This is a genomic window from Pseudoduganella violaceinigra DSM 15887 (assembly GCF_000425385.1).
Classification (GTDB): Bacteria; Pseudomonadota; Gammaproteobacteria; order Burkholderiales; family Burkholderiaceae_D; genus Rugamonas; species Rugamonas violaceinigra.
In genome coordinates this window covers 103,963-119,060 of the sequence record NZ_AUDI01000001.1, presented here as the reverse complement: position 1 = coordinate 119,060, position 15,098 = coordinate 103,963, and the positions used below count along the sequence as shown (strand labels likewise).

General features: G+C 66.9%; 11 protein-coding genes. All 11 read left to right on the top strand.

Translation table 11 applies throughout. The features are described from left to right. The first annotated feature begins 1 nt into the window (after position 1). The gene (locus tag H597_RS0100520; protein WP_028100398.1) at positions 2–1,171 is read left to right on the top strand and encodes a patatin-like phospholipase family protein; all 1,170 of its coding nucleotides are present in this window, start codon (positions 2–4) and stop codon (positions 1,169–1,171) included. Positions 1,172–1,238: 67 nt separating this feature from the next. Beyond that, complete coding sequence (locus H597_RS0100515; protein ID WP_028100397.1) at positions 1,239–5,393, top strand: hybrid sensor histidine kinase/response regulator; 4,155 nt, start codon at positions 1,239–1,241, stop codon at positions 5,391–5,393. A gap of 19 nt (positions 5,394–5,412) precedes the next feature. Continuing rightward, on the top strand, positions 5,413–6,120 hold the full coding sequence (locus H597_RS0100510) for a response regulator (RefSeq protein WP_028100396.1): 708 nt from the start codon (positions 5,413–5,415) through the stop codon (positions 6,118–6,120). Between the two features lie 103 nt (positions 6,121–6,223). Beyond that, on the top strand, positions 6,224–7,861 hold the full coding sequence (locus H597_RS0100505; protein WP_028100395.1) for an AMP-binding protein: 1,638 nt from the start codon (positions 6,224–6,226) through the stop codon (positions 7,859–7,861). 8 nt (positions 7,862–7,869) lie between these two features. After that, the gene (locus tag H597_RS0100500; RefSeq protein ID WP_028100394.1) at positions 7,870–10,239 is read left to right on the top strand and encodes a bifunctional salicylyl-CoA 5-hydroxylase/oxidoreductase; all 2,370 of its coding nucleotides are present in this window, start codon (positions 7,870–7,872) and stop codon (positions 10,237–10,239) included. A 3-nt stretch (positions 10,240–10,242) separates the two neighbouring features. Further along, positions 10,243–11,007 carry an SDR family NAD(P)-dependent oxidoreductase gene (locus tag H597_RS0100495; protein ID WP_035372823.1) on the top strand — a complete coding sequence of 255 codons (765 nt, stop codon included), beginning with the start codon at positions 10,243–10,245 and terminating at the stop codon, positions 11,005–11,007. Between the two features lie 12 nt (positions 11,008–11,019). Beyond that, positions 11,020–11,505 carry a MarR family winged helix-turn-helix transcriptional regulator gene (locus H597_RS0100490; protein WP_028100392.1) on the top strand — a complete coding sequence of 162 codons (486 nt, stop codon included), beginning with the start codon at positions 11,020–11,022 and terminating at the stop codon, positions 11,503–11,505. After that, positions 11,502–12,356 carry an enoyl-CoA hydratase family protein gene (locus tag H597_RS0100485; protein WP_028100391.1) on the top strand — a complete coding sequence of 285 codons (855 nt, stop codon included), beginning with the start codon at positions 11,502–11,504 and terminating at the stop codon, positions 12,354–12,356. Before H597_RS0100490 ends, H597_RS0100485 begins: the two co-directional genes overlap by 4 nt. Before the next feature lies 1 nt (position 12,357). Further along, complete coding sequence (locus tag H597_RS0100480; RefSeq protein WP_028100390.1) at positions 12,358–13,518, top strand: acyl-CoA dehydrogenase family protein; 1,161 nt, start codon at positions 12,358–12,360, stop codon at positions 13,516–13,518. 9 nt (positions 13,519–13,527) lie between these two features. Beyond that, positions 13,528–13,926, top strand: a complete 399-nt coding sequence (locus H597_RS0100475) for a RidA family protein (RefSeq protein WP_028100389.1) — start codon at positions 13,528–13,530, stop codon at positions 13,924–13,926. Between the two features lie 36 nt (positions 13,927–13,962). After that, entirely contained in the window at positions 13,963–14,691 is a 729-nt protein-coding gene (locus tag H597_RS29210; RefSeq protein WP_051293421.1) for a PEP_CTERM-anchored TLD domain-containing protein, read from the top strand. Positions 14,692–15,098 lie beyond the last annotated feature (407 nt).

The following is a 15,098-nucleotide window of genomic DNA, read 5'->3' as shown; positions in this document are numbered from 1 at the left end:
AATGGGCATGAAAAAGAAAACGGGCTTGATCCTGACGGGCGGTGGCGCCCGTGCGGCTTACCAGATCGGTGTGTTGCAGGCCATCTCTGAAATCCTGTGGGAAGAGGGCTGGCCGCCGGCGCGCAATCCCTTCCAGATCATCTGCGGCACCTCGGCCGGCGCCATCAACGCCACCGCCCTGGCTTGCCGGGCCGACAACTTTGGCGAAGGCGTGCAACGGCTGCTCGATGTGTGGAGCAATTTCGAGGTAGGGCAGGTGTACCGCGCCGATTCGCTGGGCGTGCTGCGCTCGGGCGCGCGCTGGCTGTCGCTGCTTTCCTTCGGCTGGCTGCTGCGCAAATGGCGCGCCACGCCGCCCCAGTCGCTGCTCGATAACACCCCGCTGGTGAACCTGCTGCACCGCATGCTGGACCTGCCGCGCCTGGACAACTGCCTGCAGGAGGGGCTGCTGCACGCGGTGGCCGTCACCGCCTCGTCGTATACCGGCGGCCAGCACATCACCTTCTACCAGACCGCCGCCGAAATCGCGCCCTGGATACGCATGCAGCGCGTGGCCATGCAGGACCAGATCGGGGTCGAGCACCTGCTCGCGTCGTCCGCGATCCCCTTCATCTTCCCGGCCACCCCGCTGTACATGGGCGGCCGCCTGGAATACTGCGGCGACGGTTCGATGCGCCAGCTGGCGCCGATTTCGCCCGCCATCCACCTTGGTTCGCAAAAAGTGCTGGTGGTCGGCGCCGGCCGCCTGACCGAGCCGCCGCGCCAGATGACGGAGACGCCGCGCTATCCGAGCCTGGCGCAGATCGCCGGCCACGCCATGTCGTCCATCTTCCTGGACGGCCTGGCGGTCGACATCGAGCGCCTGAACCGGGTCAACCAGACCCTGTCCGTGCTGCCCGAGGAGCTGCTGGCCAAGACCCCGCTGCGGCCGGTGGAATTGCTGGTGATCGCACCGTCCGAACGGCTGGACGACCTGGCGGCGCGCCACATCAGCAGCCTGCCGGCGCCGATCCGCACCATGCTGTCCGGGATCGGCGCCACCGAGGCGCGCGGCTCGGCGCTGGCGTCCTACCTGCTGTTCGAGGCCAGCTACACGCAGGAACTGATACGGCTGGGCCAGCGCGACACCCAGGCGCGGCGCGCCGACGTGCTGGCTTTTTTCGGATCTTGACGCAGGTAAATAGTAAAATGGCAGTCTTTGCCCCATCCTGACCATCGTGGCCGGAAGAACACCTCGATTGCTGATCCGCCTGGCCGCCTTGGCGCTGGCCTGCATGCTCGCCCTCCCGGCGCTGGCGTCGCCGCCGCGCACCTTGCGCTTCGAGCAGCTGGACGTGGACGACGGCCTGGCCCAGGAATCGGTGCTGTCGATCGTGCAGGACCGCCAGGGCTTCATGTGGTTCGGCAGCCAGGCGGGCCTGAGCCGCTTCGACGGCTATAAGGTCACGGTGTACCGCAATATCGTCGGCGACCGGCGCAGCATGGCCGAGAACTGGGTGGGCGCATTGCACCTCGACGCGCGCGGCCGCATGTGGGTCGGCACGGACGGCGGCCTTGACCTGTTCGACCCGAAGGCGCAGACCTTCATCCATTACCTGCCGCAGGAGCCGGAGAGGCGCGGCAGCGGCAACCGCCATATCAAGGCCATCATCGGCGACGGCGCCGACGGCATGTGGATCGGCACGGCCGACGGCTTGCAGCACTTCGATCCGGCCACCGGCAAATTCGTCATCTACCACCACGACCGCGACATCGCCGGCAGCCTGGCGCACGACCAGGTCAATGCGCTGGCGCTCGACCAGCGGGGCAGGCTGTGGATCGCCACCTCGGCCGGGATCGATATGCTGGAACCGGGCTCGCGCCTGTTCTCGCATTATCCGCTGCAGGCGGCGGGGGCGCGCGGCGCCCAGGCCCTGCTGGTGGACCGCGACCAGGCGCTGTGGGTCGGCACCCAGAACGGCGTCGAGCGCTGGAACGTGGAAGGACGCAGCCCGGTGCGCCGCATCATGGGCGCCGCCCAGGGCCTGCCGCAGGGCACGGTCAAGCGCGTCTTCCAGGACCAGGACGGCACGCTGTGGCTGGGCAGCCAGACCGGCGGCCTGCTGCGCTGGCGCCCGGAAGACGACCGCTTCGTGCAGTACCGGCACCAGCAAGGCGACTCCCACAGCCTGGCCGACAACTACGTCTACTCGCTGTTCCGCGACAATGTCGGCACGCTGTGGGTCGGCACCTGGTACCGCGGCGTGAGCCGGGTCGACCTCGGCTCGGGCGGTTTTTCGCGCCTGGTCAAGGACCCGGGCCAACCCTTCTCGCTGAGCGACAATAAGGTGCGCGCCCTGGTCGACGCCGGCGACGGCAAGGTCTGGGTCGGCAACAACGACGGCTTGAACTTCTACGATCCGGTGGCCGGCAAGACCTTGCTGTTCCGCACCGGCGCGGCCCCCGACAGCCTGGATGCGCAGGTGACGGCCTTGCTGCGCGATCCGCGCGACCGCAGCGTGCTGTGGGTGGGCGGGCGCAATGGGGTGCGCCGCTTCGACATCAAGGCGCGCCGCTTCGGCCCCTTGCTGCTGTCGCACGGCGATCCGGAAAACGATGTGATCCGCTACCTGTACGGCGACCGCGAAGGCATGATCTGGGCCTCGGCGCGCAACGGCCTGCACCGCCTCGACCCCGCCAGCGGCGGCGTGCTGACCTTCCGCCATGACCCGACCGACACGCGCAGCCTGGCCGACAGCGTGGTACGGCCGGTGCTGGAAGACCGGCGCGGCAACCTGTGGGTCGGCACCTTCAACGGCCTGGACCTGCTGGACCGCAAGACCGGCCAATTCACGCATTACCGCAACGATCCGAACGACCAGGGCAGCTTGAGCCACAACGAGGTGCACTACCTGTACGAGGACGACGACGGCACGCTGTGGATCGGCACCGCGGCCGGCCTGAACCGCATGGAGCGGCGCCCGGACGGCAGCCTGCATTTCCGCCGCTTCCTGCGCAAGGACGGCCTGGCCGACGACGCCATCGCCGCCATCCTGCCGGACGGCGGCAAATACCTCTGGCTGTCCACCAACACCGGCATCTCGCGCCTGGACATGGGCAACGGCCAGGTGCGCAACTACTCCGGCGTGGACGGCACCATCGAGGGCGCCTATTTCGACGGCTCGGCCGCGCGCGCCTCGGACGGCACGCTGTACTTCGGCGGCTTCAACGGCATCACCGCCTTCGATCCGCAGGACGTGCGCGAAAACAGCCAGGCGCCGGCGGCCGTCATCACCGATTTCCAGATCTTCAACAAGGCCTTGCGGCCGGGGCAGGGCGGTGCCAACAAGGGCGTGCTGCAGCAGGCCATCGAATACACCAGTACCGTCTCGCTGCGCGAAAACGATTCGGTGTTTTCGCTGGAATTCTCCGCGCTGCACTACGCCGCGCCGCAGCGCAACCGCTTCGCCTACCAGCTGGTGGGCTTCGACAAGGACTGGGTGGTCACCGACTCCAGCAAGCGCTTCGCCACCTACACCAACCTCGACCCGGGCACCTACCAGTTCCGCGTCAAGGCCGCCAACAAGGACGGCATCTGGAACGACAATGCCGCCACGCTGACGATCATCATCGCGCCGCCGTACTGGAAAACCTGGTGGTTCCGGATGTGCCTGCTGGTCCTGGCGCTGGGCGGCGCCTGGGCGGCCTACCATATGCGCGTGCGCTCGCTGCGCCGCCGCCACCTGCGCCTGGAGCAGCAGGTCGGCCTGCGCACGGCCGAAGTGGAGCTGAAAAACCAGCTGCTGCAGGAGCAGAAGCGCGAGCTCGAACAGCGCGACAAGCACCTGTCGCTGGCCAAGCAGCGCGCCGAGGAGGCGACCCGCCAGAAGTCCGAATTCCTGGCCAATATGAGTCACGAGATGCGCACCCCGCTGGCCGGCGTGATCGGCATGCTGGGCTTCGCGCTGCGCGACGCCGGGCTGGCCGAGCGCACCCGCGAGCAGATCGAGCGCGGCCAGGGCAACGCCCAGTCGCTGCTGGGCATCATCAACGACCTGCTGGACTTCTCCAAGATCGAGGCGGGCAAGCTGAAAATCGAATCGATCGACTTCGCCCTGGCCAGCATGGTGGAAAACGTGGTCAGCCTGTTCGCCGAACAGACCATGTCCAATATGGTTGGCTTCGAAGTCGATTTCAGCGAAGACCTGCCGGAATTCGTGGTGGGCGACCCGACGCGCCTGCGCCAGGTGCTGGTCAACCTGGTCGGCAACGCTTTCAAGTTCACCGAGCGCGGCAAGGTCTCGCTGCGGGTGGAGAACACCGGCAGCGGCCCGGACGGCCACCACATCCGCTTCACGGTGGAGGACACCGGCATCGGCATTCCGCCGGACGCCTTGCCGCGCCTGTTCCAGAAATTCGAGCAGGGCGATACCACCACCACGCGCCGCTACGGCGGCACCGGCCTGGGCCTGGCCATCAGCAGCCAGCTGGTGGAGCTGATGGGCGGCCGGATCGAGGTGGTCAGCGCGCCCGGCGCCGGTTCCAGCTTCTCCTTCACGGTCCCGCTGCCCGACGGCGTGGCCCCGCCGCTGGCGCCGCACGTGCCGCGCGAGCCGCACTCGCACCAGCTGCGCGTGCTGTGCGCGGAAGACTTCCCGACCAACCAGATCATCATCCGCATGATGCTGGAAGACCTGGGGCACAAGGTCGACATCGCCGGCAACGGCGTGCTGGCGCTGGCCGCCTGTGCCCAGCAGCGCTACGACCTGATCCTGATGGACGGCCGCATGCCGGAGATGGACGGCGCCACCGCCACGCGCCTGATCCGCTCGGGCGGGCCGCGCGAGGCGCCGGTGCTCGACCCGCATTTGATGATCGTGGCGCTGACCGCCAACGCCAGCGACGAGGACCGCAGCCGCTACCTGGCGGCCGGCATGGACGACTTCCTGACCAAGCCGATCGACGAAGGCGCCCTGCATATGCAGCTGGAACGTGCCATCGAACGGCAGCTGGCGCGCGGCATCAAGCTGCCGCCGATGCGGGCCAAGGCGGAGACGCGCCCGTCGCTGGCGGAGCTCGACCTCATGTTCGGCGTGGGCGATCAGCAGCCGGAGTCGATGACGGTCCAGGCCAGCCAGGCGCTCAAGCTGCGCCTGCGCGACGCCTTCATCGCCGACCTGCCGGAACGCCTGCGCGAGATGGACCAGGCGCTGGCCGCCGCCGACGCCGATGCGGCGGGACGCCTGTTCCACGGCTTCAAGGGCAGCGCGGCCTACCTGGACGAGGCCGAGCTGCATGCGCTGTGCGGCGAACTGGAACGCGCCGCGGACCGCGCCATGTGGCCGGCTATCCGCGAAAAGCTGCCGCGCCTGCGGCAGCTGCTGGAACACGTCGTATCACCAACGCGTCATTAAAAGGACAAGCGAGGAAAGCATGAAGGTATTGGTAGTGGACGACGATGTGGTCTCGCGCATGGTGCTGATGCACCTGATCGACGGATGCGGCAAGTTCGAGATCATCGAGGCCGAAGACGGCGCCGATGCCTGGCAGCAGCTGCAAGGCGGCCTGCGCCCGGCCATCATTTTCTGCGACCTGCGCATGCCGCGCCTGTCGGGCATTGAGCTGCTGCAGCATGTGCGTACCCACGGCGAGCTGGCGCAGGTGCCCTTCGTGCTGGTGTCCTCGGCCACCGACAAGGACACGGTGCAGCAGGCCACCGTGGCCGGCGCCACCGGCTATATCGTCAAGCCGTTCCAGTCCGAGCAGGTGCGCGCCCACCTGGGGGCCTTCCTGGACCAGGCGGCCAACGGCTACGAGCACCATGCGGAAGATCCGTCCGAAACGCTGGCCCGGCTGGGGATCGCCGCCGACCGCCTGCTGGTCTACCTGACCGGTTTCCAGAACCAGCTGACCACGGCCGGCAGCGAGCTGGAAACGCTGCTGGTGCACGATGAACAGGCCGAAGCGCGCATGCGCCTGGAACGCCTGCACACGGGCTGCATCACGCTCGGCCTGCACGGCGCCGCCGAGGCGCTCAAACCCCTGATGGATGGGCGCACCAGCGTGGAGGCGGTGCAGGCGGCGCTGACGGACGTCATTCGCGCCGTGCTGCACCAGTCGTCCCTGGTGCGGCAAGGATAGGGAGGGGCTGCCCGGCATGGCCTTGCGGTAAATATATTTTAGGTTTAAAGTAGTCTGCACACGACAAGCAGGCTGGTTTCAACCGAACCTTACCCAGGCGACCATGAACAGACCCACTGCAGCAGAACCGAGCGCGCATCTCGATCAGTTTGCGCGCCGGCACCTTCCGCCCGCCGAGCAATGGCCGGACCTGGTCTTCGACCTGCCCGAACTGCAGTATCCGGGGCGCGTGAACTGTGTCGCCGACATCCTCGACCAGGCCGTCGCCGCCGGCCGCGGCGGCCGCCTGGCCCTGCGCGGCGAAGGGATCAGCTGGACCTACGCCGACCTGCAGCAGCAGGTGGACCGCATCGTCAACGTGCTGCGCGGCCCCATGGGGCTGGTGCCCGGCAACCGCGTGCTGCTGCGCGGCGCCAACCATCCGCTGATGGCAGCCGCGTTGCTGGCGGTGCTCAAGGCGGGGCTGATCGCCGTGCCCACCATGCCGCTGCTGCGCGCGCGCGAGCTGGGCGTCATCCTGCAAAAGGCGCAGGTGCAGGCGGTGCTGTGCGCCCACGCGCTGCGCGAGGAAATCGACGCCGCGCCCGGCCGCCCCGAGCGCACCCTGTGGTTCAATGTGCCGGCCGATGCCGGTGTCGCGGCCGCCAGCTCGCTGGACGCGCTGATGGCGGCGCAGCCGGCCAGCGCCGCCGCCTGCGACACCGCCGCCGACGATATCTGCCTGATCAGCTTCACCTCCGGCACCACCGGCGTCCCCAAGGGCACCATGCACTTCCACCGCGACGTGCTGGCGATCTGCGACTGCTTCCCGCGCCACATCCTGCAATCGGGCCCCGACGACCTGTTCATCGGCACGCCGCCGCTGGCCTTCACCTTCGGCCTCGGCGGCCTGCTGCTGTTCCCGCTGCGGGTGGGGGCCGCCGCCGTACTGCTGGAAAAACTGACGCCGGAAACGCTGCTGCAGGCGATCGCGCAATACCGCGCCACCATCTGCTTCACGGCGCCGACGTTCTATCGCCAGATGGCTGCGCAAGCCGGCAATTACGACCTCGCCAGCCTGCAGAAATCCGTATCGGCAGGGGAGACTCTGCCCGTCGCGACGCGCGACGCATGGCAGCAGGCCACCGGCCTGCGCATGATCGACGGCATCGGCGCCACGGAAATGCTGCACATCTTCATTTCCGCGGCCGGCGACGAGATCCGCCCTGGCGCCACCGGCAAGCCGATTCCGGGCTACCGCGCCTGCGTGCTCGATCAACGCGGCCAGCCGGTGGGACCAGGCGTGGTGGGACGGCTGGCGGTGAAAGGGCCGACCGGCTGCCGCTACATGGACGATCCGCGCCAGCGCGACTATGTGCTGAACGGCTGGAACCTGACCGGCGATGCCTATGAAATGGATGCCGACGGTTACTTCTTCTACCGCTCGCGCACCGACGACATGATCATCTCGGCCGGCTACAACATCGCCGGCCCGGAAGTGGAGGATGCGCTGCTGCGCCATCCCGCCGTGGCCGAATGCGGGGTGGTCGGCAAGCCCGACGAGGAGCGCGGGCAGGTCGTGGAAGCGCATGTGGTGCTGAAACCCGGTTTCGACGCGTCGCCCGAGACGGCGGCGCTGCTGCAGGAATTCGTCAAAGGGCAGATCGCGCCGTACAAATACCCGCGCGCGATCCGCTTCCTGTCATCGCTGCCGCGCACCGAGACCGGCAAGCTGCAACGCTTCAAACTCCGTAGCACCTGAGGATTCGCATGAATATCGTTTGTATCGGCGGCGGTCCCGCCGGCCTGTATTTCGCGCTGCTGATGAAAAAGCAGGACCCTTCGCACCGCATCGTCGTGGTGGAGCGCAACCGGCCTTACGACACCTTCGGCTGGGGCGTGGTGTTTTCCGACCAGACCCTGGGCAACCTGGTGGCGGCCGACGAAAAGACGGCGCGGGAAATCCTGCAGTCCTTCAACCACTGGGACGACATCGATGTCTTCTTCAAGGGCCAGAAGGTCACGTCCGGCGGCCACGGCTTCTGCGGCATCGGCCGCAAGCGGCTGCTGAACATCCTGCAGCAGCGCTGCGAAGCGCTCGGTGTGGAGCTGGTATTCGAGACCGATGTGCAGGACGACCAGGAACTGGCCGCGCGCTACAAGGCCGACCTGGTGATCGCCTCCGACGGCCTCAATTCGCGCGTGCGCGGCCGCTATGAAGCGACCTTCCAGCCGATGATCGAAGCGCGCCAATGCCGCTTCGTCTGGCTGGGTACGCGCAAAAAATTCGACGCTTTCACCTTCGACTTCCAGCAGACCGAGCACGGCTGGTTCCAGGCTCACATTTACCAGTACGACGGCGAGACCTCGACCTTCATCATCGAGACGCCGGAACCGGTGTGGCGGGCTGCCGGGCTGGAAGACATGGCGCAGGAGGAGGCGCTGGCCTGGTGCGAGAAGCTGTTCGCCGACCGGCTCGAAGGGCATCAGCTGATGTTCAATGCCAGCCACCTGCGCGGTTCGAACGTGTGGATCAAGTTCCCGCGCATCGTGTGCCGCAAATGGGTGCACTGGAACGGCGCGACGCCGGTGGTGCTGATGGGCGACGCGGCCCATAGCGCGCATTTCTCGATCGGCTCCGGCACCAAGCTGGCGCTGGAGGACGCGATCGAACTGGCGCGCTGTTTCGGCGCCCATGGCGATGCCGCGGCCGCGCTGGCGGCCTATGAAGAAGTGCGCGCCGTCGAAGTGCTGAAGATCCAGAGCGCGGCGCGCAACTCGATGGAGTGGTTCGAGAACGTGCAGCGCTACAGCGCGATGGAAGCGCCGCAATTCGCCTATTCGATGCTGACCCGCAGCCAGCGCCTGTCGCATGAAAACCTGCGCCTGCGCGACAAGGACTACGTGGCCGGATTCGAGCGCTGGCTGGCCGACCGCGCCTTGGCGCAGGCCGGCATGCCTGCCGCGGGCAAGGCGGTGCCGCCGATGTTCACACCCTACAAAGTGCGCGGCCTGGTGCTGAAAAACCGTATCGTGGTCTCCCCGATGGCGCAATACAGCGCCGTCGACGGCTGCGTCGGCGACTGGCATATGGCCCACCTGGGTTCGCGCGCCATGGGCGGCGCCGCGCTGGTGATGGCGGAGATGACCTGCGTTTCGGCCGATGCGCGCATCACCCCGGCCTGTCCCGGCATGTACGCGCCGGCCCACACCATGGCCTGGAAGCGCATCGTCGACTTCATCCACCACAGCACGGACGCCCGGATCGGCCTGCAGCTCGGCCACGCCGGCGCCAAGGGTTCCACGCGCGCCATGTGGGACGGCATCGACCTGCCGCTAGACCAAGGCAACTGGCCGCTGCTGTCGGCCTCGCAGCAGCAATACCTGGCGGGCGTCTCGCAGGTCGCGCGCACGGCCACGTCCGACGACATGCGCCGCATCGAAGCCGATTTCGTGCGCGCCACCGTGGCGGCCGAGGAGGCGGGTTTCGACTGGCTGGAGCTGCACTGCGCGCACGGCTATCTGCTGTCGTCCTTCATTTCGCCGCTGACCAATGTGCGCGGCGACGAATACGGCGGCTCGCTGGAAAACCGCTGCCGCTTCCCCTTGCGCGTGTTCGCGGCGATGCGCGCGGCCTGGCCCGCGCAGAAGCCGATGAGCGTGCGCATTTCCGCCCACGACTGGGTCGAAGGCGGCATCACGCCGGACGACGCGGTGCAGATTGCCCGCCTGTTCAAGCAGGCCGGGGCCGACATGATCGACTGCTCCTCGGGGCAGGTGAGCAAGCTGGAAAAGCCGGTGTTCGGCCGCATGTTCCAGACGCCGTTCGCCGACCGCGTGCGCAACGAGGCCGGCATTCCGACCATCGCCGTGGGCTCGATCTTCGAAGCCGACCATGCCAACGGCATCATTGCCGCGGGCCGCGCCGACCTGTGCGCCGTGGGACGCCCGCACCTGGCCAATCCTTCCTGGACGCTGGGCGAAGCCGCCAAGATCGGCTACACGCCGGTGAGCTGGCCCAAGCAATACCTGCCCGGCAAGCAGCAGCTCGAGCGCAATCTTGCGCGTGAACGGCAGCTGGCTGCGGCCAGCGCCGGGCTCTCGCCGCAGCAGGTCGCGGCCAGCTTGCTGGAGGGCTGAGCCATGCCATTGCTTGGCCATCACGCCTTCATCACCGGCGGCAGCCGCGGCATCGGGCTGGCCTGCGCCCGCGCGCTGCTGGCGGACGGCGCCCGCGTCACCATCGCCGGCCGCGACGCCGCCTCCCTCGAGCGGGCCGCGGCCCAGCTCTCGCCCGGCGTGGCGACCTGCGTGCTCGACGTGACGGACGAAGCGGCCGTGCAGGCGGCGGTTGCCGCCGCGGCGCGGCAGCTGGGACCGATCACCATCCTGCTGAACAATGCCGGCCAGGCGCTGCCGGCGCCGTTCGCGAAAACCAGCAGCCGGCACTGGCAGCAGATGCTCGACGTGAACCTGACCGGGGCCTTCCACTGCACCCAGGCGGTCCTGCCGCAAATGCTGGACCAGGGCTGGGGGCGCATCATCAATATCGCCTCCACCGCAGGCCTGAAAGGCTACAAATACGTCAGCGCCTACGTCGCCGCCAAGCATGGCCTGGTCGGCCTGACGAAAGCCCTGGCGCTGGAGCTGGCGAGCAAGAACATCACGGTCAACGCGGTCTGCCCAGGCTACACCGAGACCGACATCGTGCAGGACGCCATCGCCAACATCATGCGCACCACCGGCCGCACGCAAGAACAGGCGCGCGCCGAACTGGCGGCCGGCAACCCGCAGCAAAAGCTGGTGCAGGTCGAGGAAGTGGCCAACGCGGTGGCGTGGCTCTGCCAGCCCGCGGCGAGCGCGATGACCGGACAATCCATCGCCGTCGCCGGCGGCGAAGTCATGTAAGGGAAGCGGACCATGCAACTGGACTTCGAAAGCCGCCTGACCAACGACCACCACCAGTCGCTGAAGCTGTGGCTGCGCATGCTCTCCTGCACCACCAAGATCGAAGCCGAGATCCGCAGCCGCCTGCGCACCGAATTCGGCATCACGCTGCCGCGCTTCGACCTGATGGCGCAGCTGGAGCGCCACCCGGAAGGCTTGCGCATGGGCGAACTCTCCAAGCGCATGATGGTCACGGGGGGCAACGTGACCGGCATCACCGACCAGCTGGAGCAGGAGAACCTGGTGCTGCGGGTGCCCGATCCGAAAGACGGCCGCGCCTTCAGCGTCAAGCTCACGCCTGCCGGCCGCAAGGCGTTCGCGCAAATGGCGGAAGTGCATGAGGGCTGGGTCGCCGAACTGCTGCAAGACATTTCGCAAGACGACAAGGGACAGCTGATCGAACTGCTGTCGCAGATGAAGGGCCATCTCTACGCCCGCGAAGATAAGGACAAACGATGAAATACCTGCAAGGGGAAGCGCAAGACCTGCCGGGCAACCGCGCGCCACTGGCCGGCTACCAGGCCAGACATTTCCAGTTCACGGTGGAGCAGGGCGTCGGCACTCTCACCCTGGACCGCCCTGAGCGCAAGAACCCGCTCACCTTCGATTCCTATGCCGAACTGCGTGAGTTGTTCCGCGCCCTGGCCTACGCCGACGATGTGAAGGTCATCGTCATCACCGGCGCCGGCGAAAACTTCTGCTCCGGCGGCGATGTGCACGAGATCATCGGCCCGCTGACCAAGCTCGATATGTCCGGCCTGCTGGCCTTCACCCGCATGACCGGCGACGTGGTGAAAGCCATGCGCGCCTGCCCGCAACCGGTGATCGCCGCCATCGACGGCGTGTGCGCCGGCGCCGGCGCCATGCTGGCGCTGGGATCGGATATCCGCCTCGGCACGGAGCGCAGCAAGACCGCCTTTCTGTTCACCCGCGTCGGCCTGGCCGGCTGCGATATGGGTGCCTGCGCCTTGCTGCCGCGCGTGATCGGCCAGGGCCGCGCCGCCGAATTGCTGTACACCGGCCGCTCCATGCCGGGGCCGGAGGCCGAGCGCTGGGGCTTCTTCAACAGCCTGCACGCACCGGAAAACCTGCTGGCCGCCGCGCGGGCGTTCGCCCAGGGGCTGGCCAGCGGTCCGACTTTCGCCCACGGCATGACCAAGAAAATGCTGCAGCAGGAGTGGAATATGGGCGTGGACGAAGCCATTGAAGCGGAAGCGCAGGCGCAAGCCATTTGCATGGCAACCAACGATTTCCACCGCGCCTATCACGCCTTTGTGGCGAAACAAAAACCGGTATTCGAAGGCGATTGAAATGGGGGACAAATCCTACCTGGAATGGCCCTTCTTTGAAGCGCGCCACACGGCGCTGGAACGCGAACTGGATGCCTGGGCCGCCGAGCATGTGCGCGACGCCCATGGCAGCGATACCGACGCCCAATGCCGCGCCCTGGTGCGCGCGCTGGGTGAGGCAGGCTGGCTGCGCCACGCCGTCGGCGGCACCGCATACGGCGGCGCGCAGGACGCCATCGACACGCGCGCCATCTGCCTGATCCGCGAAACGCTGGCCCGCCACAATGGCCTGGCCGATTTCGCCTTCGCCATGCAGGGACTGGGCTCCGGCGCCGTCAGCCTGTTCGGCAGCGAAGCCAACAAGCAGGCCTACCTGGCACGTGTGGCGAAAGGCGAAGCCATCGCCGCCTTCGCGTTGTCGGAGCCGCAGGCGGGCTCCGACGTCGCAGCCATGCAATGCGCCGCGGTGCGCGACGGCGACGCATACATCCTCGACGGCGAAAAGACCTGGATCAGCAACGGCGGCATCGCCGACTTCTACGTGGTCTTCGCACGCACCGGCGAGCAGCCGGGCGCACGCGGCATCAGCGCCTTCATCGTCGACCAGGATGCACCGGGTTTCGAGATCGCGGAGCGCATCAACGTGATCGCCCCGCACCCGTTGGCGCGCCTGAAGTTCAGCGGCTGCCGCATTCCCGCCGGCCAGCGCCTCGGCGAAGCGGGGCAGGGCTTCAAGGTTGCCATGGCCACGCTGGACGTGTTCCGCACCTCGGTCGCCGCCGCGTCGCTGGGCTTCGCCCGCCGCGCGCTGGACGAAGCGCTGGCGCACGCACAGGGCCGCAAGATGTTCGGCCAGACTCTGGCCGACTTCCAGCTGACGCAAGCCAAGCTGGCGCAGATGGCCACCGGCGTCGATGCGTCGGCGCTCCTGACGTATCGCGCCGCCTGGCAGCGCGACCAGGGCCGGAAGGTGACCAGGGAAGCCGCCATGGCCAAGATGACCGCCACCGAAACCGCGCAGCAGGTGATCGACGCCGCCGTGCAGATGTTCGGCGGCATGGGCGTGGTCAGCGAGCACCCGGTCGAGCGCCTGTACCGCGAAATCCGCGCCTTGCGGATTTACGAAGGCGCCACCGAAGTACAACAATTGATCATCGCGCGCGAACTGCTGCGCGAAGGCTGAGGAGTCCCTATGCAAATATTGCAACCGCCGGGCTGGGCGCGCCCACGCGGCTATTCCAACGGTATCGCCGCTAGCGGCCGCATGGTGTTTGTCAGCGGCATGATCGGCTGGGATGCTAATTGCGAATTCCAAACAGATGATTTCGCCGGACAAGTTCGCCAGGCATTTGAAAATATCCTTGCGGTGCTGAAGGAAGCGGGCGGCGGCCCGGAGCATATCGTGCGCATGACCTGGTACGTGGTCGACAAGCACGAGTACATGGGGGCGTACAAGGAAATCGGCGAAATCTACCGCGAACTGATCGGCAAGCACTATCCGGCCATGACGGCCGTCGAAGTGGCCGGGCTGCTGGAAGCGCGCGCCCGGGTGGAGATCGAAGTCACGGCAGTCGTGCCTGCGAAAATCTAGCGAAGTGCTATAGTCCGGCCGTGGAGGTGCAATGCCATGGCCAATCTTCTTCCGCGCCTGTTGGGCGCAGCCATTCTGTTGTCTTTACCCGCAGCCCATGCGTCAACGCCCTTGCTGACGGACGCGGACATGGCCCAGTTGTCCAGCTGGCTGGGCAACGGGCCGGTCCGGCTCGAGCGCCTGTACCAGAAGCGTGACGGCGAAACCGCGGCGGATTTCCACGCGGCAGTAGACGGCAAGGGCCGTACATTCACCGTGATGGAAGCGACCAACGAGCTGGGGCAAATGTTCAAGGTCGGCGGCTACAACCCGCAAAGCTGGGCCTCGAGCGGCGGCTTCCATATCACCACGGAAGATGCACGGCGCACAGGATTCCTGTTCAACCTCACCTCCCGCCAGATCCACCGGCAAACGCCCCGTACTTACGCCCTGGACACGGTTGGGTCTTTCCAGACCTGGAACAACGCCACGACCGGCCCCGTCTTCGGCGCCGGCCACGATCTGTACGTGCCGTGGGACCTGACGCATGGCGGCTACTCGATCATGTATTCCTATATCGACCCCGTGCGCAGCGATTTCGACTCCAGCCTGCTCGACGGGCGCGATTACAAATCGCCGAACATCACGTATGGCCAGATGGAAGTGTGGCGTGTCTTCGCGGTGCCGGAAGCGGGCATGTGGCTGATGCTGGCATCGGGCCTGTGCCTGATCGGCCTTACGCGGCGCTGGTTTCCAGTAGCGTCTGGTCGAATATCGCTACGCTGAGCTTGTGGCGGCCGCCGAGGGTGCTGCGCGAATCGAGTGACCTGGTGAGTTTACGCCGGTCGGCGTTGGCAATGAAGGGAGCTTTGAGCCCGTTTCGCGGAATTTGCGAGGATGGCCACCTAGTACAGACCGGCAATCCGGCCTAGGACCCCAAATATCGCAGCGAACCCTCCCAGGCAGATTCCCATCAGCCATCGGATTTCAGTGCGTAGTTCGACAAAGCCGCGTTCGGTGCTAGCGCGAAGCTCCTCCAGGGCGCGGCTCAGTCTCTCAATGGCGGATTTATTGGATTCCACTTCGACCTCAAGCTTGGCAAAATGCGAACTTTGGTATCGATCATGCTCTCCCTCGCGCAGTTTCGCTAACTTTGTCGCAAGGAGACAGTCGGGGTGTTGAGTTTGGACAGG

Bases quoted from the DNA above. Each gene is read 5' to 3' on its own strand.
- H597_RS0100520 (WP_028100398.1), top strand. From the start codon at position 2: ATGGGCATGAAAAAGAAAACGGGCTTGATCCTGACGGGCGGTGGCGCC.
- H597_RS0100510 (WP_028100396.1), top strand. From the start codon at position 5,413: ATGAAGGTATTGGTAGTGGACGACGATGTGGTCTCGCGCATGGTGCTG.
- H597_RS0100505 (WP_028100395.1), top strand. From the start codon at position 6,224: ATGAACAGACCCACTGCAGCAGAACCGAGCGCGCATCTCGATCAGTTT.
- H597_RS0100500 (WP_028100394.1), top strand. From the start codon at position 7,870: ATGAATATCGTTTGTATCGGCGGCGGTCCCGCCGGCCTGTATTTCGCG.
- H597_RS0100495 (WP_035372823.1), top strand. From the start codon at position 10,243: ATGCCATTGCTTGGCCATCACGCCTTCATCACCGGCGGCAGCCGCGGC.
- H597_RS0100490 (WP_028100392.1), top strand. From the start codon at position 11,020: ATGCAACTGGACTTCGAAAGCCGCCTGACCAACGACCACCACCAGTCG.
- H597_RS0100485 (WP_028100391.1), top strand. From the start codon at position 11,502: ATGAAATACCTGCAAGGGGAAGCGCAAGACCTGCCGGGCAACCGCGCG.
- H597_RS0100480 (WP_028100390.1), top strand. From the start codon at position 12,358: ATGGGGGACAAATCCTACCTGGAATGGCCCTTCTTTGAAGCGCGCCAC.
- H597_RS0100475 (WP_028100389.1), top strand. From the start codon at position 13,528: ATGCAAATATTGCAACCGCCGGGCTGGGCGCGCCCACGCGGCTATTCC.
- H597_RS29210 (WP_051293421.1), top strand. From the start codon at position 13,963: ATGGCCAATCTTCTTCCGCGCCTGTTGGGCGCAGCCATTCTGTTGTCT.